General features: G+C 41.7%; 26 protein-coding genes, 2 tRNA genes and 2 rRNA genes. 21 read left to right on the plus strand and 9 right to left on the minus strand.

The window, feature by feature from the left end; genetic code table 11:
* The first annotated feature begins 17 nt into the window (after window positions 1–17).
* From MHI58_RS03005 to tsaD, 9 genes are all read left to right on the plus strand, one after another.
* Window positions 18–2,948: ribosomal RNA gene (locus MHI58_RS03005) — 23S ribosomal RNA — on the plus strand.
* 61 nt (window positions 2,949–3,009) lie between these two features.
* Window positions 3,010–3,125 (plus strand): 5S ribosomal RNA (gene rrf / locus MHI58_RS03010).
* A gap of 17 nt (window positions 3,126–3,142) precedes the next feature.
* Window positions 3,143–3,219: transfer RNA gene (locus MHI58_RS03015), tRNA-Met, on the plus strand.
* 49 nt (window positions 3,220–3,268) lie between these two features.
* Window positions 3,269–3,345: transfer RNA gene (locus MHI58_RS03020), tRNA-Asp, on the plus strand.
* Between the two features lie 278 nt (window positions 3,346–3,623).
* Window positions 3,624–4,601 (plus strand): thiamine-phosphate kinase, encoded by a 978-nt coding sequence (thiL, locus tag MHI58_RS03025; protein WP_045034400.1) that lies wholly within the window; start codon window positions 3,624–3,626, stop codon window positions 4,599–4,601.
* 12 nt (window positions 4,602–4,613) lie between these two features.
* Complete coding sequence (tsaE, locus tag MHI58_RS03030) at window positions 4,614–5,090, plus strand: tRNA (adenosine(37)-N6)-threonylcarbamoyltransferase complex ATPase subunit type 1 TsaE (RefSeq protein WP_007496038.1); 477 nt, start codon at window positions 4,614–4,616, stop codon at window positions 5,088–5,090.
* Window positions 5,071–5,760: a tRNA (adenosine(37)-N6)-threonylcarbamoyltransferase complex dimerization subunit type 1 TsaB gene (gene tsaB / locus MHI58_RS03035; protein WP_041506699.1), complete on the plus strand. Its 690-nt coding sequence runs from the start codon at window positions 5,071–5,073 to the stop codon at window positions 5,758–5,760. Before tsaE ends, tsaB begins: the two co-directional genes overlap by 20 nt.
* A 25-nt stretch (window positions 5,761–5,785) precedes the next feature.
* Entirely contained in the window at window positions 5,786–6,214 is a 429-nt protein-coding gene (gene rimI / locus MHI58_RS03040) for a ribosomal protein S18-alanine N-acetyltransferase (protein WP_041506698.1), read from the plus strand.
* The gene (tsaD, locus tag MHI58_RS03045) at window positions 6,207–7,235 is read left to right on the plus strand and encodes a tRNA (adenosine(37)-N6)-threonylcarbamoyltransferase complex transferase subunit TsaD (protein ID WP_017359857.1); all 1,029 of its coding nucleotides are present in this window, start codon (window positions 6,207–6,209) and stop codon (window positions 7,233–7,235) included. The genes rimI and tsaD overlap by 8 nt, the downstream gene beginning before the upstream one ends.
* A 268-nt stretch (window positions 7,236–7,503) precedes the next feature.
* Here the strand turns inward: tsaD and MHI58_RS03050 are convergent, their stop codons facing one another.
* A complete protein-coding gene (locus MHI58_RS03050) occupies window positions 7,504–9,426 on the minus strand; it encodes an ABC-F family ATP-binding cassette domain-containing protein (protein ID WP_045034401.1) in 1,923 nt (640 codons plus the stop codon).
* A gap of 138 nt (window positions 9,427–9,564) precedes the next feature.
* On the opposite strand from MHI58_RS03050, the gene moaC reads away from it, so the two are divergent.
* Genes moaC through tatC form a run of 4 tightly spaced genes read left to right on the plus strand, consistent with a single transcriptional unit; the run spans window position 9,565 to window position 11,703 of the window.
* The gene (gene moaC, locus MHI58_RS03055) at window positions 9,565–10,056 is read left to right on the plus strand and encodes a cyclic pyranopterin monophosphate synthase MoaC (RefSeq protein ID WP_026050052.1); all 492 of its coding nucleotides are present in this window, start codon (window positions 9,565–9,567) and stop codon (window positions 10,054–10,056) included.
* A gap of 15 nt (window positions 10,057–10,071) precedes the next feature.
* Complete coding sequence (locus tag MHI58_RS03060; RefSeq protein WP_008355687.1) at window positions 10,072–10,725, plus strand: redox-sensing transcriptional repressor Rex; 654 nt, start codon at window positions 10,072–10,074, stop codon at window positions 10,723–10,725.
* Between the two features lie 27 nt (window positions 10,726–10,752).
* Window positions 10,753–10,932, plus strand: a complete 180-nt coding sequence (locus MHI58_RS03065) for a twin-arginine translocase TatA/TatE family subunit (protein ID WP_008344374.1) — start codon at window positions 10,753–10,755, stop codon at window positions 10,930–10,932.
* Between the two features lie 6 nt (window positions 10,933–10,938).
* Window positions 10,939–11,703, plus strand: a complete 765-nt coding sequence (tatC, locus tag MHI58_RS03070) for a twin-arginine translocase subunit TatC (RefSeq protein WP_096881072.1) — start codon at window positions 10,939–10,941, stop codon at window positions 11,701–11,703.
* 39 nt (window positions 11,704–11,742) lie between these two features.
* Here the strand turns inward: tatC and MHI58_RS03075 are convergent, their stop codons facing one another.
* The 3 genes from MHI58_RS03075 to MHI58_RS03085 are packed head-to-tail and all read right to left on the minus strand — an operon-like array spanning window position 11,743 to window position 13,352.
* The gene (locus tag MHI58_RS03075; protein ID WP_045034402.1) at window positions 11,743–12,369 is read right to left on the minus strand and encodes an NUDIX domain-containing protein; all 627 of its coding nucleotides are present in this window, start codon (window positions 12,367–12,369) and stop codon (window positions 11,743–11,745) included.
* 57 nt (window positions 12,370–12,426) lie between these two features.
* Complete coding sequence (locus tag MHI58_RS03080) at window positions 12,427–12,621, minus strand: YdiK family protein (protein WP_017366710.1); 195 nt, start codon at window positions 12,619–12,621, stop codon at window positions 12,427–12,429.
* Window positions 12,618–13,352: a CPBP family intramembrane glutamic endopeptidase gene (locus MHI58_RS03085; RefSeq protein WP_045034403.1), complete on the minus strand. Its 735-nt coding sequence runs from the start codon at window positions 13,350–13,352 to the stop codon at window positions 12,618–12,620. Before MHI58_RS03085 ends, MHI58_RS03080 begins: the two co-directional genes overlap by 4 nt.
* 228 nt (window positions 13,353–13,580) lie before the next feature.
* Between MHI58_RS03085 and groES the strand changes: the two genes are divergently transcribed.
* From groES to MHI58_RS03110, 5 genes are all read left to right on the plus strand, one after another.
* Window positions 13,581–13,865 (plus strand): co-chaperone GroES, encoded by a 285-nt coding sequence (gene groES, locus MHI58_RS03090; protein ID WP_003214120.1) that lies wholly within the window; start codon window positions 13,581–13,583, stop codon window positions 13,863–13,865.
* A gap of 56 nt (window positions 13,866–13,921) precedes the next feature.
* A complete protein-coding gene (gene groL, locus MHI58_RS03095; protein ID WP_007496015.1) occupies window positions 13,922–15,556 on the plus strand; it encodes a chaperonin GroEL in 1,635 nt (544 codons plus the stop codon).
* A gap of 376 nt (window positions 15,557–15,932) precedes the next feature.
* The gene (locus tag MHI58_RS03100) at window positions 15,933–16,385 is read left to right on the plus strand and encodes a MarR family winged helix-turn-helix transcriptional regulator (protein ID WP_039170043.1); all 453 of its coding nucleotides are present in this window, start codon (window positions 15,933–15,935) and stop codon (window positions 16,383–16,385) included.
* Window positions 16,386–16,406: 21 nt separating this feature from the next.
* Window positions 16,407–16,925: a GNAT family N-acetyltransferase gene (locus MHI58_RS03105; RefSeq protein WP_045034404.1), complete on the plus strand. Its 519-nt coding sequence runs from the start codon at window positions 16,407–16,409 to the stop codon at window positions 16,923–16,925.
* Window positions 16,926–16,945: 20 nt separating this feature from the next.
* A complete protein-coding gene (locus MHI58_RS03110; protein WP_045034405.1) occupies window positions 16,946–17,551 on the plus strand; it encodes an FMN-binding negative transcriptional regulator in 606 nt (201 codons plus the stop codon).
* Between the two features lie 145 nt (window positions 17,552–17,696).
* Here MHI58_RS03110 and MHI58_RS03115 read toward each other — a convergent pair whose 3' ends face one another.
* Window positions 17,697–18,233 carry a lipoprotein gene (locus MHI58_RS03115; protein ID WP_045034406.1) on the minus strand — a complete coding sequence of 179 codons (537 nt, stop codon included), beginning with the start codon at window positions 18,231–18,233 and terminating at the stop codon, window positions 17,697–17,699.
* Window positions 18,234–18,470: 237 nt separating this feature from the next.
* Between MHI58_RS03115 and MHI58_RS03120 the strand changes: the two genes are divergently transcribed.
* Window positions 18,471–18,914, plus strand: a complete 444-nt coding sequence (locus MHI58_RS03120) for a hypothetical protein (protein ID WP_126268984.1) — start codon at window positions 18,471–18,473, stop codon at window positions 18,912–18,914.
* A 30-nt stretch (window positions 18,915–18,944) separates the two neighbouring features.
* On the opposite strand, the gene MHI58_RS03125 is transcribed toward MHI58_RS03120, so the two are convergent.
* The 3 genes from MHI58_RS03125 to MHI58_RS03135 all read right to left on the minus strand — a co-directional run bounded on the left by MHI58_RS03125 (window position 18,945) and on the right by MHI58_RS03135 (window position 20,897).
* Window positions 18,945–19,295, minus strand: a complete 351-nt coding sequence (locus MHI58_RS03125) for a DUF4064 domain-containing protein (RefSeq protein ID WP_045034408.1) — start codon at window positions 19,293–19,295, stop codon at window positions 18,945–18,947.
* A 138-nt stretch (window positions 19,296–19,433) separates the two neighbouring features.
* Window positions 19,434–19,901: a hypothetical protein gene (locus tag MHI58_RS03130; protein ID WP_017366718.1), complete on the minus strand. Its 468-nt coding sequence runs from the start codon at window positions 19,899–19,901 to the stop codon at window positions 19,434–19,436.
* Window positions 19,902–20,222: 321 nt separating this feature from the next.
* The gene (locus MHI58_RS03135) at window positions 20,223–20,897 is read right to left on the minus strand and encodes a hypothetical protein (RefSeq protein WP_039170029.1); all 675 of its coding nucleotides are present in this window, start codon (window positions 20,895–20,897) and stop codon (window positions 20,223–20,225) included.
* Window positions 20,898–21,107: 210 nt separating this feature from the next.
* Here MHI58_RS03135 and MHI58_RS03140 point away from each other — a divergent pair, with 210 nt between their 5' ends.
* Entirely contained in the window at window positions 21,108–21,476 is a 369-nt protein-coding gene (locus MHI58_RS03140; RefSeq protein ID WP_003213878.1) for an RlpA-like double-psi beta-barrel domain-containing protein, read from the plus strand.
* Between the two features lie 73 nt (window positions 21,477–21,549).
* On the plus strand, window positions 21,550–22,599 hold the full coding sequence (locus MHI58_RS03145; RefSeq protein ID WP_045034409.1) for a hypothetical protein: 1,050 nt from the start codon (window positions 21,550–21,552) through the stop codon (window positions 22,597–22,599).
* A gap of 217 nt (window positions 22,600–22,816) precedes the next feature.
* Here MHI58_RS03145 and MHI58_RS03150 read toward each other — a convergent pair whose 3' ends face one another.
* Complete coding sequence (locus MHI58_RS03150; RefSeq protein WP_045034410.1) at window positions 22,817–23,191, minus strand: carboxymuconolactone decarboxylase family protein; 375 nt, start codon at window positions 23,189–23,191, stop codon at window positions 22,817–22,819.
* Window positions 23,192–23,321 lie beyond the last annotated feature (130 nt).

A 23,321-nucleotide genomic window follows, 5' to 3' on the forward strand; every position in this document is an offset into this window, starting at 1 on the left:
TTTCTAAAGTAAGAAATGGTTAAGTTAGAAAGGGCGCACGGTGGATGCCTTGGCACTAGGAGCCGATGAAGGACGGGACGAACACCGATATGCTTCGGGGAGCTGTAAGCAAGCTTTGATCCGGAGATTTCCGAATGGGGAAACCCACTGCTCGTAATGGAGTAGTATCCATACTTGAATACATAGAGTATGAGAAGGCATACCCGGGGAACTGAAACATCTAAGTACCCGGAGGAAGAGAAAGCAAATGCGATTCCCTGAGTAGCGGCGAGCGAAACGGGAACAGCCCAAACCAAGAGGCTTGCCTCTTGGGGTTGTAGGACACTCTATACGGAGTTACAAAGGAACGATATAAGCGAAGAGGTCTGGAAAGGCCCGCCAAAGAAGGTAACAGCCCTGTAACTGAAATGTTGTTCTCTCCAGAGTGGATCCTGAGTACGGCGGAACACGTGAAATTCCGTCGGAATCCGGGAGGACCATCTCCCAAGGCTAAATACTCCCTAGTGACCGATAGTGAACCAGTACCGTGAGGGAAAGGTGAAAAGCACCCCGGAAGGGGAGTGAAATAGATCCTGAAACCGTGTGCCTACAAGTAGTCAGAGCCCGTTAACGGGTGATGGCGTGCCTTTTGTAGAATGAACCGGCGAGTTACGATCCCGTGCAAGGTTAAGCAGAAGATGCGGAGCCGCAGCGAAAGCGAGTCTGAATAGGGCGCATGAGTACGTGGTCGTAGACCCGAAACCAGGTGATCTACCCATGTCCAGGGTGAAGTTCAGGTAACACTGAATGGAGGCCCGAACCCACGCACGTTGAAAAGTGCGGGGATGAGGTGTGGGTAGGGGTGAAATGCCAATCGAACCTGGAGATAGCTGGTTCTCTCCGAAATAGCTTTAGGGCTAGCCTCAAGGTAAGAGTCTCGGAGGTAGAGCACTGATTGGACTAGGGGCCCCTACCGGGTTACCGAATTCAGTCAAACTCCGAATGCCGATGACTTATCCTTGGGAGTCAGACTGCGAGTGATAAGATCCGTAGTCGAAAGGGAAACAGCCCAGACCGCCAGCTAAGGTCCCAAAGTATACGTTAAGTGGAAAAGGATGTGGAGTTGCTTAGACAACCAGGATGTTGGCTTAGAAGCAGCCACCATTTAAAGAGTGCGTAATAGCTCACTGGTCGAGTGACTCTGCGCCGAAAATGTACCGGGGCTAAACGTATCACCGAAGCTGCGGACTGTTCTTACGAACAGTGGTAGGAGAGCGTTCTAAGTGCAGTGAAGTCAGACCGGAAGGACTGGTGGAGCGCTTAGAAGTGAGAATGCCGGTATGAGTAGCGAAAGACGGGTGAGAATCCCGTCCACCGAATGCCTAAGGTTTCCTGAGGAAGGCTCGTCCGCTCAGGGTTAGTCGGGACCTAAGCCGAGGCCGAAAGGCGTAGGCGATGGACAACAGGTTGATATTCCTGTACCACCTCCTCACCATTTGAGCAATGGGGGGACGCAGGAGGATAGGGTAAGCGCGGTATTGGATATCCGCGTCCAAGCAGTTAGGCTGGGAAATAGGCAAATCCGTTTCCCGTGAAGGCTGAGCTGTGATGGCGAGCGAAATTTAGTAGCGAAGTTCCTGATTCCACACTGCCAAGAAAAGCCTCTAGCGAGGTGAGAGGTGCCCGTACCGCAAACCGACACAGGTAGGCGAGGAGAGAATCCTAAGGTGATCGAGAGAACTCTCGTTAAGGAACTCGGCAAAATGACCCCGTAACTTCGGGAGAAGGGGTGCTTCTTAGGGTGTTAAAGCCCCGAGAAGCCGCAGTGAATAGGCCCAGGCGACTGTTTAGCAAAAACACAGGTCTCTGCGAAGCCGTAAGGCGAAGTATAGGGGCTGACGCCTGCCCGGTGCTGGAAGGTTAAGAGGAGCGCTTAGCGTAAGCGAAGGTGCGAATTGAAGCCCCAGTAAACGGCGGCCGTAACTATAACGGTCCTAAGGTAGCGAAATTCCTTGTCGGGTAAGTTCCGACCCGCACGAAAGGCGCAACGATCTGGGCACTGTCTCAACGAGAGACTCGGTGAAATTATAGTACCTGTGAAGATGCAGGTTACCCGCGACAGGACGGAAAGACCCCGTGGAGCTTTACTGCAGCCTGATATTGAATGTTGGTACAGCTTGTACAGGATAGGTAGGAGCCTTGGAAACCGGAGCGCTAGCTTCGGTGGAGGCATCGGTGGGATACTACCCTGGCTGTATTGACCTTCTAACCCGCTGCCCTTATCGGGCAGGGAGACAGTGTCAGGTGGGCAGTTTGACTGGGGCGGTCGCCTCCTAAAATGTAACGGAGGCGCCCAAAGGTTCCCTCAGAATGGTTGGAAATCATTCGCAGAGTGTAAAGGCACAAGGGAGCTTGACTGCGAGACCTACAAGTCGAGCAGGGACGAAAGTCGGGCTTAGTGATCCGGTGGTTCCGCATGGAAGGGCCATCGCTCAACGGATAAAAGCTACCCCGGGGATAACAGGCTTATCTCCCCCAAGAGTCCACATCGACGGGGAGGTTTGGCACCTCGATGTCGGCTCATCGCATCCTGGGGCTGTAGTCGGTCCCAAGGGTTGGGCTGTTCGCCCATTAAAGCGGTACGCGAGCTGGGTTCAGAACGTCGTGAGACAGTTCGGTCCCTATCCGTCGCGGGCGCAGGAAATTTGAGAGGAGCTGTCCTTAGTACGAGAGGACCGGGATGGACGCACCGCTGGTGTACCAGTTGTTCTGCCAAGGGCATCGCTGGGTAGCTATGTGCGGACGGGATAAGTGCTGAAAGCATCTAAGCATGAAGCCCCCCTCAAGATGAGATTTCCCATTCCGCAAGGAAGTAAGATCCCTGAAAGATGATCAGGTTGATAGGTCTGAGGTGGAAGCGTGGTGACACGTGGAGCTGACAGATACTAATAGATCGAGGACTTAACCTATATTCTAATGTGAAAAATGAACATTGTTATCTAGTTTTGAGAGAACATTCTCTCCATCAGGTTTGGTGGCGATAGCGAAGAGGTCACACCCGTTCCCATACCGAACACGGAAGTTAAGCTCTTCAGCGCCGATGGTAGTTGGGGGTTTCCCCCTGTGAGAGTAGGACGCCGCCAAGCTTTTCATTTTATATCGTCGCGGGGTGGAGCAGTTCGGTAGCTCGTCGGGCTCATAACCCGAAGGTCGCAGGTTCAAATCCTGCCCCCGCAACCAAATTATTTTACCTATTAAATATGGAGTACTCATTGAGTACAGCCAAAATGGTCCGGTAGTTCAGTTGGTTAGAATGCCTGCCTGTCACGCAGGAGGTCGCGGGTTCGAGTCCCGTCCGGACCGCCATTTTTATGACTTGTAAACGAAAACGTATAGTTTCGTTTTTTTTTATGTCTTTTTCTTTCAATAAGTATCCTAGATGCAATGAAACTCCTTGTGTTTGGCTACACTAAATGTGATAAGAAAAGATCATGACTTCAACAAACATCGCCTGGTTTTTTTATACCAGGCTTTCTTTATATCGTTTTTAGTTGGAACCGAGGCTCATATTCGCTACACTAATACTAACTGTGTCTGACATCATGTTTGCTCAATCAGTTGATTGTATGAAGGGGCTGTCTTTTATGGATGAATTTGATCTTATTCGCCGAATTACACCAAAAGAAACGCATCAGCGTTCTTTGGTCATGGGCATCGGTGATGATGCTAGTGTTTATCAACCTCATTCACATTGTGAAGAGGTCGTTTGTGTTGATACAATGGTAGAGCATGTCCATTTTCGATTTGATTTTTCCACACCCTTTGAGGTTGGATTTAAAGCGCTGGCAGTGAATATCAGTGATATCGCAGCCATGGGAGGAACCCCTAAGTATTATCTTGTATCAATTGCGATCCCGCCTCATGGGGATGAAGCAATTGTCGCAGCTTTTTACGAGGGAATGAAAGCATTGGCTGACACATATCATATGGATTTAATCGGTGGAGATACAGTAGCCACCCGCAGTGACTTTGTCATCACAGTAACGGTCATTGGTGAGATTCCAAAGGGAACAGCCTGTTACCGTCATAGTGCTCAGACAGGAGACATTGTCTTTGTCACAGGTGAACTAGGTTCATCAGCTGCTGGGCTATCCCTTTTAATGAATGAAGTAAATGCTGCACATTCGATTGACACTGCTTTTTTTCTAGAGCGACACAAAATGCCGCAGCCGCATATTGCTGCTGGCCTTATTTGTTCAAGCTTCCCCCGGGTGACCTTGAATGATGTGAGTGACGGATTAGCGAGTGAGCTGAACGAAATAGCGGAGGCCAGTTGTGTAACGCTGGAAATTGAGGCTGATCAACTCCCAAAACATCCACATCTACCGTTGTTACATAAAGAGTGGCTTGAATGGGTCTTGTTCGGTGGAGAGGATTTTGTCTTAACTGGTACGATCCCTGAAACGGATTGGAAGCGATTTGAGACGCAATGTAAAAAAGAACACATTCAGGTCACGCGTATTGGACAAGTCAAAGATGATCGAGCGTCCAGCGTTATTTTAAAAGACCATGATCAACAAACAATTTTAATGAAAAAAGGATATAATCATTTTAAGAAATGAGGTGACTCCACCATGAAGTTAACGTGGACAACAAAAGGTGCGGATGAGACGAAACGAATTGCTGCTGCCTTGGCTACACTTGTGATGCCCGGCGATGTCTTAACATTAGAAGGAGACTTAGGCGCAGGTAAAACGACTTTTTCAAAAGGTTTTGCAGAAGGCTTAGGTATTACCCGTATCGTCAACAGCCCTACTTTTACAATTATTAAAGAATATACGGATGGCAGACTGCCACTTTATCATATGGATGTGTATCGTATGGAAGATGCGGAAGAAGATATTGGACTGGGCGAATATTTTGAGGGGGAAGGTGTATGTTTGGTTGAATGGGCACATCTCATTGAACCTCAATTGCCTTCATCGTATTTAAAAATTGAAATGCTGAGAACAGAACGTGAAGAAGAACGTCATCTCACGTTTTATGCAAAAGGGGAGCGCTATGAGGCCCTTTGTAAGGAGATGAAAGATATTGACCATACTGGCAATTGATACGTCAAACCATACACTCGGAATAGCTCTTGTCCGTGATGACACTGTGGTTGGGGAAAGTATTACGTACTTAAAGAAGAATCATTCAGTACGAGCAATGCCGACAGTTGAAGCACTGATGAAAGAATGCGGCGTAGCACCGAACGAATTAAGCAAAATTGTTGTAGCCAAAGGACCCGGTTCTTACACTGGCGTTAGAATCGGTGTGACCATTGCAAAAACACTTGCTTGGACGCTGTCTATCCCGATAACTGCTGTTTCAAGTTTAGAAACGCTGGCGGCAAATGCTCGATATTTTGATGGAATGATTTCTCCTATATTTGATGCAAGAAGAGGACAAGTTTATACAGGGTTATATACATTTGAAGGTGGAAAGATAAAAGAAGTGAAACCAGATCAAAATATCCTGCTTACTGATTGGCTTCAAGAGCTGAAAAAGGAAGGGAACTCTGTTTTATTTCTTGGACATGATGTGCATCTTCATCAAGAGAATGTTCTCTCCATACTTGGAGAAACTGCTGTGATCGCAGACGAGGCATTTCACAACCCAAGACCTTCAGTGCTCGCATTTTTAGGGGCAGACCGCCCAGCTGAAGATGTCCATCAGCTTGTTCCTAATTATATTCGTTTGGCAGAAGCGGAAGTGAAATGGCTTGAAGGACAAAAATAATCTCAACACAGTAGAGATGCGAAGAATGACAGTAGAGGACATCCCAGAGGTATATACGATTGAATTGCATTCGTTTACAGCGCCTTGGAAAAAAGAGTCGTTTGTCTATGAAATTCTCCATAACCAATACAGCCATTATTTCCTCATTGAAGAAGATGGTCAGCCTATTGGGTATTGCGGCGTTTGGATTGTCATGGATGATGCACAAATTACGAATATTGCGATTCTCCCTGAGCACCGGGGAAAAGGATACGGGGAAGCGCTGCTTCGATATGTCATGGAATTTTGCAAAGAAAAAAAGACAGATCATCTTTCACTAGAAGTGCGGGTATCAAATACGCCAGCACAATCCCTTTATGAAAAGCTAGGTTTTAAACCAGCTTCTATTCGAAAGAATTATTATACGGATAACGGGGAAGATGCATTAGTCATGTGGGTGAAGATAAATGAGTGAAAAAAAAGATCGATTCATATTAGGTATAGAAACAAGCTGTGACGAAACAGCTGCGTCCATTGTGAAAAATGGGAAAGAGATCGTAGCGAATGTTGTCGCCTCACAAATAGAAAGTCATAAACGATTTGGCGGCGTGGTACCAGAAATCGCTTCAAGGCATCATGTGGAACAAATGACGATCGTATTAGAAGAAGTCATGACGCAGGCCAATATGACCTTTCAGGATTTAGATGCCATTGCTGTGACAGAAGGTCCCGGCTTAGTTGGTGCACTTTTGATAGGTGTCAATGCAGCCAAAGCATTGAGTTTTGCACATCAAATTCCGCTTGTTGGTGTTCATCATATTGCTGGACACATTTATGCGAACCAGCTCGTTGGTGAACTAGTGTTTCCTTGTTTAGCTCTAGTCGTCTCTGGTGGGCATACTGAGCTTGTATTGATGAAAGAGCATGGGTCTTTTGAGGTCATTGGTGAAACGTTGGATGATGCGGCTGGGGAAGCGTATGACAAAGTAGCTCGGACGATGGGTCTGCCATATCCAGGGGGACCTCACATTGATCGATTGGCACATGAAGGGGAGCCAACGATTAAGCTTCCTCGAGCGTGGCTTGAAGAAGGATCCTATCATTTTAGCTTCAGCGGTTTAAAATCAGCGGTTATCAACACACTACACAATGCGTCTCAAAAGGGTGAAACCATTGCGCCGGAGGATTTGGCTGCAAGTTTCCAAGAAAGCGTGATTGAGGTGTTAGTCGGAAAGACATTAAAAGCGGCTGAAGCGTATGGTGTGAAACAAGTCGTTCTAGCTGGCGGGGTTGCTGCCAATAAAGGTCTTAGAGAAGCCCTTACTTCAGCATTTGCGAAGCTGCCTGAAGTGAATGTCATGATTCCGCCATTGTCTCTTTGTACAGACAATGCAGCCATGATTGCTGCTGCGGGAACCATTGCATTTGAAAAGGGAATAAGAGGCGACATGGCAATGAACGGTCAACCTGGACTGCCGCTTGTCTCCTATGAATAAGAACTCCTGTGGATATACAGGAGTTTTTTCTATTGAAATGAAAGCGATTTATTCACATGTAAACGTTATATATCCACAATTGTTAGAAAATTCGTTTTAAAATGAAGAAAATGTGTATAAATGTGATCTTTTATGTGGATATGTGATTAAAATACTGTGGATAAAGTGGATAACTTTAAAATATTTAAGAATAATCAAGATGTTATTGTGGGTATCATTGTGGATAAAGATTCTCACCTTAAAAAAAGAGCACCCGTTAGGGCACTCTTTATGCATCTGATAGATCTTCCCATTCCGCAAAAAGTGATTCCATCTCTTGATTGAGCGCATCATTTTCTGTTTGAATGGCTTGTACTTTCTCGTGATCTTGGAAAATAGCAGGATCACATAGAAGCTCTTCGTTTTCACCGAGCTTGTCTTCGATGACAGCGATACGCTCTTCAATTTCTTCAATTCGGCGCTGCTTTTGTCTTTCTTTCTTTTTGAGTTCTTTCTCTTCTGCATAGGAAAGTTTTGCTGTTTCTACTGGTTTTTCTGCTTGTTTTTTATGCGTCTCCTGAGTTTGGAGTGCTTCAAGCTCTAATTGTTCGTTTTTCTTTTCAAGATAATAGTCGTAGTCACCGAGGTATTCTTTTGTTTCATTTGGTGACAACTCGAGAACTTTTGTTGCCAAGCGATTGATAAAGTAACGGTCATGCGAAACAAACAAGATGGTGCCTGGATAATCAATTAGTGCATTCTCTAATATTTCCTTACTGTCTAAATCAAGATGGTTCGTCGGTTCATCGAGAATGAGGAAATTGGCTTTTTGGAGCATCAGCTTTGCCAGCGCAAGTCGTGCTTTTTCTCCACCACTTAAAGCATGAACAGGCTTTAAGACGTCATCACCTGAAAAAAGGAAGTTTCCTAAACAAGTCCGAATGTCTTTTTCAGTCATATGGGGATAATCATCCCAAAGTTCATTTAACACTTTTTTGGAGGATGTCAGCTTGGCTTGTTCCTGATCATAGTAGCCAATCGTCACATGAGAACCAAAGCTGATTTCGCCTTTTACTGGTTTTAACGTATCCGTTAAGGTTTTTAAAAGAGTTGATTTCCCGATGCCGTTAGGACCGATGAGTGCCACGCTATCCTCACGTTTAATATGAAAAGAAAGTGAGGAGAGGAGTGGCGTTTTTTTATCGTAACTAATATCGAGATCATGCACCTTTAGCACGTCATTTCCGCTTTGCCTCATAATATCGAAATGGAAGTTTGCGGATTTTTCATCTCCTAACGGCTTATCTAAACGATCCATCCGTTCCAGCTGTTTCCGCCTGCTTTGAGCACGCTTTGTGGTGGAGGCTCTTGCTAAGTTGCGATCCACGAAATCTTGAAGCTTCGAAATTTCTTCTTGTTGTTTTTCATACAGCTTCATATCACGCTCTAGCTGCTCAGCTTTTTGGTCAAGATACTTACTATAGTTCCCAGCGAACTTTTTCATCGCTGTTCTTGAGACTTCATATACATGGTTCACGACTTTGTCTAAGAAGTATCGGTCATGGGAAACGATGAGGATGGCTCCTGTATAATTTTGCAAATACTGCTCAAGCCATGATAAGGTATCAATATCTAGATGGTTGGTTGGCTCATCCAAAATCAAGAGTTCTGGTTTCATCAATAATAGCTTTCCAAGCGCTAGACGAGTTTTCTGACCGCCGCTTAAGGATTGGACGGTTGTATGATCTTCAAAATGACTAAAGCCGAGTCCGTGTAAAATGGAGCGGACATCTGCTTCATATTGATAGCCGCCTTGATCTTTAAATGCTTGTTGCAGTCTGTCATAGGTTTTCATTAGAGAATCTAATTCTGTTCCTGTGGAAGAAGCCATTTTCTCTTCTATGGTTCTCATCTCTTGTTCCATTTCTTTTAAATGATCGAAAACGGATAGTAGTTCGTCTTTTAGCGTACGTGTAGACGTCACATCTGTATGCTGTGCTAGATATCCAATGGATAGGTCTTTCGGTTTGATGATCTCACCTTGTTCGTAAGACATTTGACCGGCAATGATTTTTAAAAGCGTGGATTTTCCTGCACCGTTACGACCGACAATGGCAATACGATCCCTCGCTTTGACTTCCAATTTTATATTCGTTAAAACGGTATCAGCGCCAAACGATTTGGACAGCTGATTCACTTGTAGAATCATCATGTAACTTCACCTCTGCTATAATATGTTAAGTGTAGCTTATCAGCAGTAAACCGGCAAATCTTACATACGGCTGCCATGGTCAAATGAAAGACAGATAGGAAAAAATAGTGTATGATTTGAGTGAGGGAGCGTTGAAAGATGAGTCAATTTAGCCACTTTAACGAACAAGGAAGAGCAAAGATGGTCGACATTAGTGACAAATCGTCTACAGTGAGAACTGCCGTTGCTGTTTCAAGCGTTCGTATGATAAAAGAAGTATTTCATCAAATACAAAAGCATGACATTGGAAAAGGGGATGTGCTGTCTGTCGCACAGGTAGCTGGCATTATGGCAGCAAAGCAAACGTCCAGCATCATTCCAATGTGTCATCCGCTTGCATTAAAAGGTGTCGATATCTCCTTTGATTGGGAGGAAGACGGAAATGCGTACATTCTGAACATACAAGTACAGGTGAAAACAAAAGGAAGTACGGGTGTGGAGATGGAAGCGCTCACTTCTGCCTCAGTATGTGCACTGACCGTTTATGACATGTGCAAAGCAATAGACAAAGGGATGATCATCGGCCCGACCTATCTAGTAGAAAAAACAGGCGGGAAAAACGGTGATTTTCACAGAGCATCTGATATTTAAGTTGGAGGATCTTATATGAATATAGACCAGTCAAAAATTCCACAAGCGACAGCCAAACGTTTGCCGCTTTACTACCGTTTTTTAAAAAATCTGCATGCATCAGGAAAACAAAGGGTGTCATCGGCAGAGCTTAGTGATGCAGTCAAAGTGGATTCTGCCACCATTCGCCGAGATTTTTCTTACTTTGGTGCACTTGGGAAGAAAGGTTATGGCTATAATGTCGATTACCTCTTGACCTTCTTTAGAAAGACCCTTGACCAAGATGAAATGACGAATGTCATGCTCATCGGTGTCGGGAATTTAGGGACTGCTTTTTTACACTATAATTTCATTAAAAATAATAATACAAAAATTTCAATGGCTTTTGACGTCAATGAGAGTAAAATAGGAAGTGAGATAGGCGGCGTGCCTGTCTATGATTTGGATAAGCTTGAAGAGCATGTGCAAGAGGTAGGAGATATTCCTGTTGCGATTTTGACAGTGCCTGCCGTAGCAGCTCAATCCATTACAGATCGTTTGATTGCCCTTGGCATCAAAGGAATCCTTAACTTTACGCCGGCTCGATTGAATGTGCCGGAACACATTCGAATTCATCATATAGATTTGGCGGTTGAACTTCAGTCTCTTGTGTATTTCTTAAAGCATTACTCTGTTACACAGGAGGACTGACGAAAAGGGGTAAAGGGGGTGGAGCAAATGGGTCCGATCGGTCCTGGAAGTTTGGTTCTGATTGCGGTTGTTGCGCTCATTATTTTTGGGCCGAAAAAGCTTCCTGAATTAGGAAGAGCAGCAGGAGATACATTACGTGAATTCAAAAATGCCACAAAAGGTTTAGCTGATGATCAGGAAGAAAAAAAGAAAAAAGAAGATCAGTAGAATAGGATGAGCTTCATGAATGTCAAAGATATGCCGCTTATGGAGCATATTGTGGAACTGCGAAAACGTTTAGTGATCATTGCGATGTTTTTTGTCACCTTTATGGTGGCAGGTTTTTTTCTCGCTAAGCCGGTCATTGTGTATTTACAAAATACCGATGAAGCGGCCACACTGACATTGAACGCGTTTAAGCTCACAGATCCACTGTACGTGTTTATGCAGTTCGCTTTTGTCATTGCTCTTGTTTTGACGTGTCCCGTGATCTTATATCAGCTTTGGGCGTTTGTGAGTCCTGGCTTATATGAAAAAGAAAGAAAGGTGACACTTGCTTATATTCCGATTGCACTGCTTTTATTTCTGAGCGGTGTGGCTTTCTCTTATTTTATTTTGTTTCCATTTGTCGTCGATTTTATGATACGGATGTCAAATGATTTACATGTGGAGCAAGTGATTGGGATTCATGAGTATTTTACATTTCTGATGCAGTTAACACTTCCATTTGGCTTTTTGTTTCAGATGCCTGTCGTGTTGATGTTTCTCACTAGACTTGGTATCATTACACCGATGTTTTTATCAAAAATACGGAAGTATGCCTATTTTGTCCTCCTTGTCATTGCCGCACTTATTACACCGCCAGAGCTCGTTTCTCACCTCATGGTTACCTTGCCAATGCTCGTTTTGTATGAAGTGAGTATTGTCATTTCAAGAGTGACCTATCGCAAAATGCAGCAAACAGAGACAGAGGAGAAAGAAAATGATGTTGTCTCATAAAAAAGCATCGTGATCCAAATAGGGGTCACGATGCTTTTTCTATTGTGAAAGAAATTGATTGATTGCTTGAAAGAGATGCTCATAATAGGCAGGTTCATGCGGGACAAAATCATGTACATGGACCTCTCTCTTTTCCTCACGTCGCTTGCCGTCTGCATCCACTTCAAAGCCCTCGATGTTCATTTTTTCGCATTCTCTATTTAAAAGCTGCTCTGCATCCATCAGCCTTGCTCTATAAAGTCCAGCAACTTCTTCTTTCTGTAGATGGACATCCATGTGCTCTTTTTGATCCATATAAAAATACACATGGCAAAACTCACGATCGGTAAACGATGGCATATGGATTTCATCTTTAATGACACCAGCAAAGGTAAGGTTCTCAAACGAGATGGAGAGACCAAGCTCTTCTTCGACTTCTCTGATGCCATCAGAAGGCTGTTCATCTGCGAGAAGGTGGCCTGCTGCTGTGATATCAAGTAGAGAAGGGAAATCCTTTTTGGAGGGACTCCTCAGCTGAAAATAGAGAAACACTGTGTCATCTTCCTTTTTTAAAAGCCAGAAATGAAAGGTTTCATGCCAAAGGCCCTCAGCATGGATATCAGATCGAGCGGCTGTACCAATCGTTTCATGCTGATTGTTCATGATGTTCAGTTTTTCGTGTTCCATGAAAACATGACCTCCATAAAAAAACCATTTTCCAAACGGCGGAAAATGGTTTTTGGTTTATTTTTGCTGTTGTTTTTTCATTTTGACAGAAAAAGCAAACATTTTTAACGCGATATTGATATTATAGGCCGCAAACACCATCAGCAAAATGCTGTAAAATGACCACATGTCACCTGGATTTTGAATGGCCATATAGGTGAACGCCACACCTACGGCAAAATAAATAATGCCCCATACGACAGGGTTTCTCATGAGAAAAAGCCTCCAATAATCATTTGCATTGTTTGAGATTGTTCTTCAATCATTTTTCTTACTGGCTCAATCTGCACAAGAATGACGAGCGAGTTCATCAGCATGTGTGCGCCGATTGGCACAATGATTCGTTTTGTTTTCGCATATAAAAAGGCAAATGTAAAGCCCATTGCGGTATAGAGCAAGATATGTGGGAAATCATTGTGTACAGCAGCAAAAACCACTGAACTGACAAGTGCGCCAATGAAAAAATTCGTTTTTTCATAAACCACACCAAAAATGATTTTTCGAAAAATGATTTCTTCTAATATCGGTCCAATCAGAGCGATGACGATTACAAGCCATGGAACTGCATCCATAATGGCTAAAATGTTTTGAGTATTTTCGGATTCTCGGCTAATGCCAAATGCATATTGTTCAATCGCCCCCGCAATGGATTGTGCAAAGAGGGAAAGAAAGAAACCGCCAATGATCCAAGCGATTGCCACGCCGACTGATGCCGGTGCTTCATTTCGAAGTGATGTTTTTGGCACAGTCCGAAGAATGAGCAGAATAATGATTAATCCGACACAGAAGCTAATGATTGTCCAGGTTCCTGACAATTCAGAGAGCTCTGCTTGTGTCATCGGTGTCTGAATGTATCCTAACCATTTCATAATGAACACATAAGGAATCGCAGAAACCTGCACCAATATATACGTTAAGATGATGTACCAATATTGTTTTTTCAAGTAACGAAAACCCCTTTACTAAAAGAACTAGATTTATTGTAACACAAGTCTTCTTTTTCGTTGAAAAGGAAAGAATCGGTGATAAAAAAAGATCATGAAAGCGTAAAAATTTTTAAAGGTTTTTACTTGAAATTACAGAAGACATTCTTTATTATAATAAATGTGTTAGCACTCGTTGATGATGAGTGCTAAAAAAGACTACATATAAAAATTGAGGAGGTTGTTCTTATGTTAAAGCCATTAGGCGATCGCGTAATCATTGAACTCGTTGAATCTGAGGAAAAAACCGCTAGCGGTATTGTCTTACCGGATTCTGCAAAAGAAAAACCGCAAGAAGGTAAAATTGTTGCAGCAGGTTCAGGTCGTGTACTTGAAAGTGGTGAGCGCGTTGCGTTAGAAGTAAACACAGGCGACCGCATTATCTTCTCAAAATATGCAGGTACTGAAGTGAAATATGAAGGAAAAGAATATTTAATCCTTCGTGAAAGCGACATTTTAGCTGTTATTGGTTAATCACATAAACAAAGATTGAGATAAATTTCTAAAAAGACTGAGGAGGTTTCGTTATTATGGCAAAAGATATTAAGTTCAGTGAAGAAGCACGTCGTGCGATGTTACGTGGTGTAGATGCACTTGCAGATGCTGTAAAAGTAACTTTAGGACCTAAAGGACGTAACGTGGTTCTTGAGAAAAAATTCGGTTCTCCACTTATCACAAATGATGGTGTAACGATTGCAAAAGAAATCGAATTAGAAGATGCATTTGAAAACATGGGTGCAAAACTTGTGGCAGAAGTTGCAAGCAAAACAAACGATGTAGCTGGTGACGGTACAACGACTGCAACAGTTCTAGCTCAAGCAATGATCCGTGAAGGTCTTAAAAACGTAACAGCTGGTGCAAACCCTGTTGGCGTTCGTAAAGGAATCGAAGAAGCAGTGAAAGTAGCACTTGAAGGCTTGCATGAGATTTCTAAACCAATCGAAGGTAAAGAATCAATTGCTCAAGTTGCGTCTATTTCTGCAGCAGATGAAGAAGTCGGCAGCCTAATTGCTGAAGCGATGGAGCGTGTAGGAAACGACGGCGTCATCACAATTGAAGAATCTAAAGGTTTCACAACTGAGCTTGAAGTGGTTGAAGGAATGCAGTTTGACCGTGGATATGCTTCACCATACATGGTCACTGATTCTGATAAGATGGAAGCGGTTCTTGAAAATCCTTACATCTTAATCACTGATAAAAAGATCACAAACATTCAAGAAATCCTTCCTGTACTTGAGCAAGTCGTACAACAAGGAAAACCATTATTGATCATTGCTGAAGACGTAGAAGGCGAAGCACTTGCAACACTTGTTGTGAACAAACTTCGTGGAACATTCAACGCAGTGGCAGTAAAAGCACCTGGATTCGGTGACCGTCGTAAAGCAATGCTTGAAGACATCTCTGTTCTAACTGGCGGGGAATTAATCACAGAAGACCTAGGACTTGACCTGAAATCAACTGAAATTGGTCAGCTTGGCCGTGCGTCTAAAGTGGTTGTTACAAAAGAGAACACAACGATCGTAGAAGGATCAGGAGATTCTGCTCAAATCGCAGCACGCGTGAACCAAATTCGTGCGCAAGTAGAAGAAACAACTTCTGAATTCGATAAAGAAAAATTACAAGAACGTCTTGCAAAACTAGCTGGCGGCGTTGCTGTCATCAAAGTTGGTGCTGCAACTGAAACAGAACTAAAAGAACGTAAACTACGCATTGAGGATGCACTGAACTCAACTCGTGCAGCAGTTGAAGAAGGTATCGTATCCGGTGGTGGTACAGCACTTGTGAATGTATACAACAAAGTTGCTTCCATCGAAGCTGATGGTGACGTTCAAACAGGTGTGAACATCGTTCTACGTTCTCTTGAAGAGCCAATTCGTCAAATCGCTCACAACGCAGGTCTTGAAGGATCAGTCATCGTTGAGCGCTTGAAAAACGAAGAAATTGGCGTAGGCTTCAACGCAGCAACAAACGAATGGGTAAACATGATCGAAAAAGGAATCGTTGACCCAACAAAAGTCACTCGCTCTGCACTTCAAAACGCAGCTTCTGTAGCAGCTATGCTTCTTACAACTGAAGCAGTCGTAGCTGACAAACCAGAAGAAGGCGGCTCAGGCGGCGGAATGCCGGATATGGGCGGAATGGGCGGAATGGGTGGCATGATGTAATACCCCCGAAAACCCCTTGAAATATAGGGGTTTTTGTTTTGTCTATTTTTTGGTTAAGAGCGTTAAATGAATTGAAACTTTCACCGCTTTACATCCGTTAACTAAAGAGACAGTGATTTTTTTGGTTTTATCTAACATAAAGAGATGATTTTCAAAAGAAAAGCGGTGATCATATGGGCTTTACAACTTGGGTGGCGATTATTGTTGCACTGGCTGTCGTGTTTGGATTGTTTGGATCGAAGAGGCGTGATAAATAAAGAAAGAGTTGAAAACCCACTTTCAATTAAGAAGTGGGTTTTTTGTTGCAAATACAACATTAATCAATTATACTAACTTTAGTTATTTATTGTAAATGCAATAAAAGGAGTCGAGGTATATGAAAGAAATATTGCGGGAGATCGGCGTGATTGCTCGCGCGCTTGATTCCATTAGTAATATTGAATTTAAAGAGTATGATTTAACGAAGGGGCAGTATTTGTATCTTGTGCGTATTTGTGAGGAGCCTGGCATCATTCAGGAAAAACTAGCGGAAATGATTAAGGTGGATCGAACTACGGCTGCTCGGGCTATTCAAAAATTAGAGCTGCATGAATTTATTGAGAAGAAACATGACTCAGCGAATAAAAAAATCAAGAAATTGTTTCCAACTGAGAAAGGGAAAGCCGTCTATCCAATGATCAAACGAGAACATGATCATTCAAATCGGGTAGCGCTGGATGGGTTTTCTGAAGAGGAAGCGGAACAGATTTATCAGTATCTTTTGAGGGTGCGAAAGAATATCGAAAAAGATTGGGAAGATGTGAAAAAAGGCAAAAAGAGAAGCTACTAATGACTAAGGAGGGGTTACTTCATGACCGTCACGCTCATTCGGTGTAATGAACAACATATAAAAGAGCTGCAAAAAATCGGAATCGATACTTTTATAGAAACGTTTCAGGAGCAAAACAAGGCGGAGCATATCGACGCATATGTGAAGACAGCTTTTCATTCGAACCAGCTGTTAAAAGAATTACAACATCCCTTTTCACAATTTTATTTGGTTCAAGTAAATGGGCGCCTTGCTGGTTATTTAAAGGTCAATATGGACGATGCACAGTCAGAAGAGATGGGTGATGACACATTAGAAATTGAACGCATTTATATCAAACAGTCCTTTCAAAAACTAGGATTAGGTCGATATTTAATGAATCAAGCCTTTGAAATTGCAGAGAAACACCATAAACGTGATGTTTGGCTTGGGGTGTGGGAGCATAATAAAGCCGCCATGGCATTTTATCAAAAGCTTGGGTTTGTTCAAACAGGAGTGCATGCTTTTCACATGGGAGACGAGGAGCAAATGGACTTCATTATGACCAAAACATTGAGATGATCAAAAAGGGGGAAGGGAACATGCATATACCATCATTTTTTCAAGTGAAAGATATGGAGAAAATCAAATCATTTATTCAATCACATTCATTTGCTACAGTTGTGACGACAACGAATGAAAAGCCCATTGCGACCCATATTCCAGTAAGTTTTCATCAAATTGGAAATTCGTATGTGATCTCAGGGCATATGGCGATTGGGAATCCTCAGTGGAAAACGTTTGAAGAAAATGAGAAGGTGCTTGTCATTTTTCAAGGGCCGCATGCTTACATATCCTCTTCGTGGTATGAGAAAGAAGCCGTACCGACGTGGAATTATCAAGCTGTACATGTATATGGAAAGGCTTCACTGCTTGAAAAATCAGAACTGGTCAAGGAATTAACAGCGATGCTGGAGACATATGAAAGTCATAGAGATCAGCCAGTGTTATGGGATACGTTATCTGAGGAACTGTTAGAGAAACAAATGAAAGGGATTGTGGGCTTCAAAATCATCATTGATGAAGTTCAAGCTGCTTTTAAGTTAAGCCAAAATCGCCATGAAAGAGATTATGCTCGCATTATTGAACAGCTGGAAGCAGAGGGTGAAGTGGAAATGGCGGCTGCGATGAAAAAGAGTTCCATGTAAGAGACTTCTCGAAAAATCAGTTATTCTTATGAAGTATTAAAATGAATGAATCGTTACTTATAAACAAAAACACTTTCTTTTCGGAAAGTGTTTTTTAATGTGATAAATAAAAAAGCCCTCATTATTCAAGGGCAATAGCGAAAGTTTATTTTACTTTTACTGTGAAGGTCACATCTTTACTATTCATGTAATCGTCAGTTGTGACATTTCCAAATTTCAGCTTTAATTCTTTGATGTTTTTAATGTTGATCTCTTTGCCTTCAGGAGCTAAGAATTGAATAACACCATCTTGTTTAACGCCACCTTCAACTTCGCCACCAATATCACCATCAGTCATAAACATATTCGCATCTAATTGCATGCTTCCAGCTACAACTTTACCTTGGTCTGGATAGAAGTTTAGAACTTTATCTGTTGTATTTTCGATATTCATTCCTACATTGATTCTATCCTTCATAATTTTAATTTCGCCAAGGTTTACTTTCATTCCTTGAGCAGTTGTTTTGTGTTTGCTAGCATTTATTTTCTTTGAACCATCATCTTTTTTGTTTTTTGATTGTGTTTTTGTGCTAGTAGACTCTTTTTCTTTAGATGCACCTGTAGACACATCTTCTGTTGAGCCGCAAGCAGCCAGTGTAAATGTTAGCCCTAAAGCTAAAAATAAAGCATATAATTTCTTCAAAATGAAAATCCCCTTTTGTTTAATTTATATAAGCGTCTTGCACTTATATATTGACCATGACTATTATAATAGGATAAAAGAACCTTTAAATCAACAAAAAATGATAAAAATAGAAAATAATTGTTTTTGGGTGGTTTTTTGATAAACCAGTTAGCTTAAAATTACATAAAATCCACTTCTGATGACTTAAAACGAGTTTGAATTTCCTTATAATAGAATTATTATAAGAGATTGGGAGTGATTAAAATGGATGGTTCGTCAATCAAGATGGTTAATAGAGAGGATCAACATGAATTCTCGTTTCTGAATATATCTTCAAATACAGTTGGGGCTCTTTCAAAGGAATTTGCTGAGAGGATTCTAAAGGAAAGGAAAGTAGATGAAATTCATCAATTGATGTATGTTCCTATTGAAAATCATGAAGACCTTAAATGGCTGATCTACTCTTTGCATAAAGCCATCATGGATGAAAAAGATGTAAGTGTCGCTCTTGAATTGGCTGACCTACTCTATTTCTTTATTGTCCCTGCTTACAAAGAAGAATTGATGTGCAAGGAAGATTTGTCACACATGATGGATGATATATTGTTTATATTTGATCTTTGGACAGATGAAAACATAATAGAGTTAGTTGATGCCATTCAATATGAATTACAAAAAGTAGAGAGAAAAGGCTTGTAGAGCAATCTCTACAAGCTTTATTCTCTATTTTTATGCAGTTGTGTTATTGACGACAGTCTCTTTTCTAAACACGCCCATGCAGCCTGCAATGATGATTAATACAGCTGGAAGGATAAAGAACATAGAAATAGAAATAATACCACCAACAGCAGATACTAATAATAAAATCCCGCCAAGCTTTGCTTTTTTCTTCACGATAACAGATGCCACAATCGCAAGAATAGAGAAAAGCATCGCTGCCCAGCCTAATCCTGTGATTTGACTCGTACCTGATTCACTAAATGCCGCATCGAGTCCTCCAAAGGCAATGGCAAACATTGCACCGAAAAATCCAAAAATACCTCCAATTAAACCTAAAACAAATTCTGTCGTTCTTTTCATAATACTTTCCTCCGTTATGTACATAAGAATTATTGGTACTTAAGAACCAACACAATCTTACTAATCGGCATTTCTTTCATAATGTTAATAGTTTTGTTAAAAAAAAGAAGAAAATCCATAAAGGATTTTCTTGTCCGGTTATTGGGCTCTTTCCCAAGTGATTTTTGTTTCATTTGTTGTTTTCTTTCCTTTTGCCAGTACTTTTCCGTTTTCCTGTTTCACGGTAATGTTTAGGTCATAAAAGGAGTAGAGGGCGCCGAGGCTGTCATTTTCCGGTTTATGCAGGTTGTTTTCCTTTTCAGTGGATGCACCAATAGCTAGTGTTTTGGCAAAGTTCAAACCAATGACTTCAGCGTAATCACTATTGGTCTCAGATGAAGCCGTCACGTTTAAAGAAATGACTTTTTTCTTTTGATCAACGGTGATCGCTGTGTCTTTTACGAGCTTAGACTGCTCCATAACCTCTTTCGTTTCATTTTGAATGCGTTCATTAATCGTTGGAAGTGCCGTAGATTCTGTTTTTTCTTCTTTTGCCGTATTTGAGCATGCTGCTAGGATAGAGAAGGTTGCAACAAGACTCATGAAAACAAGTAGACTTTTTCTCACGTTCTTTCTCCTTTGTTCTTCAAAGTATGTATGCTTATGTTACCACGAATTGATGTTTTGATTAAAAGAGAAGTGTTGATAAGCTGTGAACAATCAAAAGCACCCAAAGTTGGGTGCTCCAGCGTGTAGACAAACCCTCGCATTCGGTGTCAGGCCTGCGCGCCGGTGCTCACGAATGTCAAATTCGCTCCGCGCCGGTGCTCACCCTTCCTAGACTGCAAAGGTTTTCTTGCACGCTGAAAAGAAGACAAAGAGCTAAAATAAAATCATTTTAGCTCTTTGTCAGCAATTTTGAAGCACCCAAAGTTGGGTGCTCGTGTTTTATTGTGCTGAAAGGGTTGTACTAAGTGGGATAGACGAAATGACCGTGAATTTTGGAGCCGGAGCACCAGATTCTAGATTTTTGCGTAAAAGAGATGATTTGACGGTGCCGTCCCATTTTTTATAGACACTTCCAGATGTATTTGCACGGAGCTGTACATTAGAGAAACTTGCTTGCGAGTAGCTGTTTGTTCCATTATCTTGTACGCCGTGTACCATTTTGACGACATCGAGGTCTTTCAGACGACTAGGGTTGAAAACAGGCTGTTTATAACGCAGTTTCCCGTTGACGTATAGTGACACTGTGCCATCACCATTGTTGATGAGTTTTAAGTTGACACGTGCACCATCTTTAATACTTGAATCGTATTCGCTGTTCCAATATTGACTGCCGCCTTGGGAGCCGGTGCCCAGGAAGACCTTATAGCCAGAAGATGTTTTTGAAATCCCGCTTTCAACAACGGCAGAACCGAGACCAAGATACCAGTCGGCATAGCCATTTTTAATGGTGGCTGTTTTTGGCAGCACAATATCAGCCGAGATACCTGACCATTTGGCTTCATCCGTTTGTGTCACGATGGCGCCGTGACGAGGACCAGCCGCAGAGGCAGGAATACTTGAAAGCATCAAAACGAAGATCAAACTTACACTCAAAACGATGAACCACTTTTTCATGAAAATTCCTCCTTATCTTTGATTCATTTCTATTATATAAAACGAAAGGGAGGGATCTACTGACAATGTTCTGGCTGTTTTTGGTGAAATTTATGAACAAAATCGGTCATTAAGTGGTCAACTTGTATTCGAATTGTAATGTGACTGTAAAATAACTGGGTGCATCTTCATGTATAATGGGGTCAGAAACCAAATACGGAGGATTTTTTAATGAATAAAAAGCTTATCGCGACAATCGTAACAGTAGCTAGTTTATTTTTAGCGTTTAGTTTCTCACATGGAGCAAGTGCAAAAAAAGTAAGCGGCAATATTACATGGTATAATGGTGTCGGTAAAAAAGGCGCAGATGGAAAAAAACTCGGTCATTGGGATGCAGCAACAAAAATGGGATTTGACGTACCGAAAAAAGGTACAAAACTAAGAGTGACAACAAAAGCGAAACCACATAAAGTGATTACAGTATATAAATATGATGTAGGTAGAATGCCAAACGCAGTATTAGACGTAAGTCCGAAAGCATTCAAAGCACTTGGGTATAAAACAAGTAAAGGTGTCGTCAAAGGGCATTACACTTATTAATACATAGGCATGCAAAGAAGCGGGAAAAGTTCATTTTCTGGCTTCTTTTCTTGTGGAGAGGGTCTGAAAGTCAATGAAAAAATCAACATGGTGGATCATCACAGTAATTGGAGTCGTAGTGATTGCGGCCGTCATCTTCTTCATGATGAAGCCGGGGCAAGAGGCAAAACATGCAGGAAAAGTGAAAACAAATCAAGATGCAAAAGACGAATTGCTTGTTTCATTTACGGATCAAAAGTTAAACAATACTTATTACTTGCATGACAAGGCGCTTCATACAGAGAAACTGACAGCATATCCTTCAATTGCTTATGATCAGGCGAAACAGCTTTTATACTACACGTATACAGATGAAGACACACAAAAAGTAAGTATACGGGAATTGAATGTGAAAACGGATAAAGAAAAAACGCTCTTTACGAGTGACGATTCAATCGACAGTATGAGACTTTCTGGTGACGGAAAACAGTTATATCTAAGGTATAACAAGGATTCAGGTGAGCAATTTTATGTAGCGTCTTTTGATTTGAAAACACAGAAAGTGAAAGTGTTATATCCAGAAAAAAGTAATGATGATACGGTGAGTTCTTTTGCTTATGATCCATCATCAAATCTGTTGGCCATTCAGCATTATTCGTTAAAAGAGGATTATAAAAAGACGGATGAGGCAAATGAAAAAGGAATGGATCCTGAACCAACGACCATGAATATTACCCTACAAACAGGTGAGAAGGGTAAGCGAATTGCACGTATTTCTCAAACCATCAATGATATTTCTTTTTCACCAGATCATAAAAAACTCATTTATACAGAAGTGAAGGTTCGAAATGAAAAAGAAGTATCATCTATTAAGGTGATGGATGTAGATACAGGAAAAACAAAGACACTTGTTAAAAACAGCCAAGATGTGCGTATTTTAAGTGCTGCCCAGCCGCAATTTTCTGCGGATGGTACATCTGTTTATTTCTTAGGTGTTGCAAAGAACGCAAAGGAATTAAAGGATGACACAGGACGAAAGGCGAAGGTCAGAACCATTTTTGAATATGATATTAAGAAGAAAACAGTAGAAACCGCTTGGGAGAAAGAAGGCGGGATTGTTAACAATTTCACTGTCAATCGGTAAAAGGTGCGCGTTCAGTTATTTTATATAACTGGACGTTTTTTTATTTTGTCATGGGATGTGTCGGTGAAAAATGCGGTTTGTGAAATGAACATCACTTTTTAAGCAAGGAAATGAGTGGTATTTTGATATTTTGCTACTGTGACAGAATCAGCGTAAGAGAGTAAAGTAAGTGGAAATAAAAAAACGAGAGGACAGAAGACTTCTCGTTTTCTCTTATTTATTTATTGTTTTCATCTAGTAAGTTCTGAAAAATAAACAAGGCATTAATGGAATGAGGGAATCCTGCAACCTTTGTACAGTGCTTAATGATCTCCATAATCTCTATAACAGAGAGCCCGATATGTAATGCTTGTACAAAATGAGCTTTTAACTCTTCATCACAATCACCTTTTGCAATGAGAGCCGATAATGTGCTGATGGTCTTCTGTTTTTCATCTAATATGAAGTGATTGAATTCTTTTTGTTCACCGAGTTCAATTGTTAGTTGTTCAATGTTTGATCGAATGCTCTCATTTTCATGAATTGAAAGCTTCTCCCTGTTACCTGCCACTGTTTCTTGCTTGACCTGGCAAGTCTCTTTTTCTTCATTCAAATTGAACTCCTCCGTTTTTTATGACGATTTTCTATTTGTTCGTGCATGGTTTCTTAAGTGCCTTTTGATAGAGGTAATGGGTATATAGTAGTATTATCGGTTTACTTCGTCAACTTTTTAAGTGTGGAAT

This window comes from Bacillus sp. FSL K6-2869 (assembly GCF_040869405.1).
Taxonomy (GTDB): Bacteria; Bacillota; Bacilli; order Bacillales; family Bacillaceae; genus Bacillus; species Bacillus altitudinis.

What these genes read in the sequence shown, in the direction of transcription:
- thiL (WP_045034400.1), top strand. Translation starts at nt 3,624, where the DNA reads ATGGATGAATTTGATCTTATTCGCCGAATTACACCAAAAGAAACGCAT.
- groL (WP_007496015.1), top strand. Translation starts at nt 13,922, where the DNA reads ATGGCAAAAGATATTAAGTTCAGTGAAGAAGCACGTCGTGCGATGTTA.
- MHI58_RS03060 (WP_008355687.1), top strand. Translation starts at nt 10,072, where the DNA reads ATGAATATAGACCAGTCAAAAATTCCACAAGCGACAGCCAAACGTTTG.
- MHI58_RS03110 (WP_045034405.1), top strand. Translation starts at nt 16,946, where the DNA reads ATGCATATACCATCATTTTTTCAAGTGAAAGATATGGAGAAAATCAAA.
- MHI58_RS03125 (WP_045034408.1), bottom strand. Translation starts at nt 19,295, where the DNA reads ATGAAAAGAACGACAGAATTTGTTTTAGGTTTAATTGGAGGTATTTTT.
- rimI (WP_041506698.1), top strand. Translation starts at nt 5,786, where the DNA reads ATGACAGTAGAGGACATCCCAGAGGTATATACGATTGAATTGCATTCG.
- groES (WP_003214120.1), top strand. Translation starts at nt 13,581, where the DNA reads ATGTTAAAGCCATTAGGCGATCGCGTAATCATTGAACTCGTTGAATCT.
- MHI58_RS03105 (WP_045034404.1), top strand. Translation starts at nt 16,407, where the DNA reads ATGACCGTCACGCTCATTCGGTGTAATGAACAACATATAAAAGAGCTG.
- tsaD (WP_017359857.1), top strand. Translation starts at nt 6,207, where the DNA reads ATGAGTGAAAAAAAAGATCGATTCATATTAGGTATAGAAACAAGCTGT.
- tatC (WP_096881072.1), top strand. Translation starts at nt 10,939, where the DNA reads ATGAGCTTCATGAATGTCAAAGATATGCCGCTTATGGAGCATATTGTG.
- MHI58_RS03145 (WP_045034409.1), top strand. Translation starts at nt 21,550, where the DNA reads ATGAAAAAATCAACATGGTGGATCATCACAGTAATTGGAGTCGTAGTG.
- moaC (WP_026050052.1), top strand. Translation starts at nt 9,565, where the DNA reads ATGAGTCAATTTAGCCACTTTAACGAACAAGGAAGAGCAAAGATGGTC.
- MHI58_RS03135 (WP_039170029.1), bottom strand. Translation starts at nt 20,897, where the DNA reads ATGAAAAAGTGGTTCATCGTTTTGAGTGTAAGTTTGATCTTCGTTTTG.
- MHI58_RS03075 (WP_045034402.1), bottom strand. Translation starts at nt 12,369, where the DNA reads ATGGAACACGAAAAACTGAACATCATGAACAATCAGCATGAAACGATT.
- tsaE (WP_007496038.1), top strand. Translation starts at nt 4,614, where the DNA reads ATGAAGTTAACGTGGACAACAAAAGGTGCGGATGAGACGAAACGAATT.
- MHI58_RS03080 (WP_017366710.1), bottom strand. Translation starts at nt 12,621, where the DNA reads ATGAGAAACCCTGTCGTATGGGGCATTATTTATTTTGCCGTAGGTGTG.
- MHI58_RS03140 (WP_003213878.1), top strand. Translation starts at nt 21,108, where the DNA reads ATGAATAAAAAGCTTATCGCGACAATCGTAACAGTAGCTAGTTTATTT.
- MHI58_RS03100 (WP_039170043.1), top strand. Translation starts at nt 15,933, where the DNA reads ATGAAAGAAATATTGCGGGAGATCGGCGTGATTGCTCGCGCGCTTGAT.
- MHI58_RS03050 (WP_045034401.1), bottom strand. Translation starts at nt 9,426, where the DNA reads ATGATGATTCTACAAGTGAATCAGCTGTCCAAATCGTTTGGCGCTGAT.
- MHI58_RS03065 (WP_008344374.1), top strand. Translation starts at nt 10,753, where the DNA reads ATGGGTCCGATCGGTCCTGGAAGTTTGGTTCTGATTGCGGTTGTTGCG.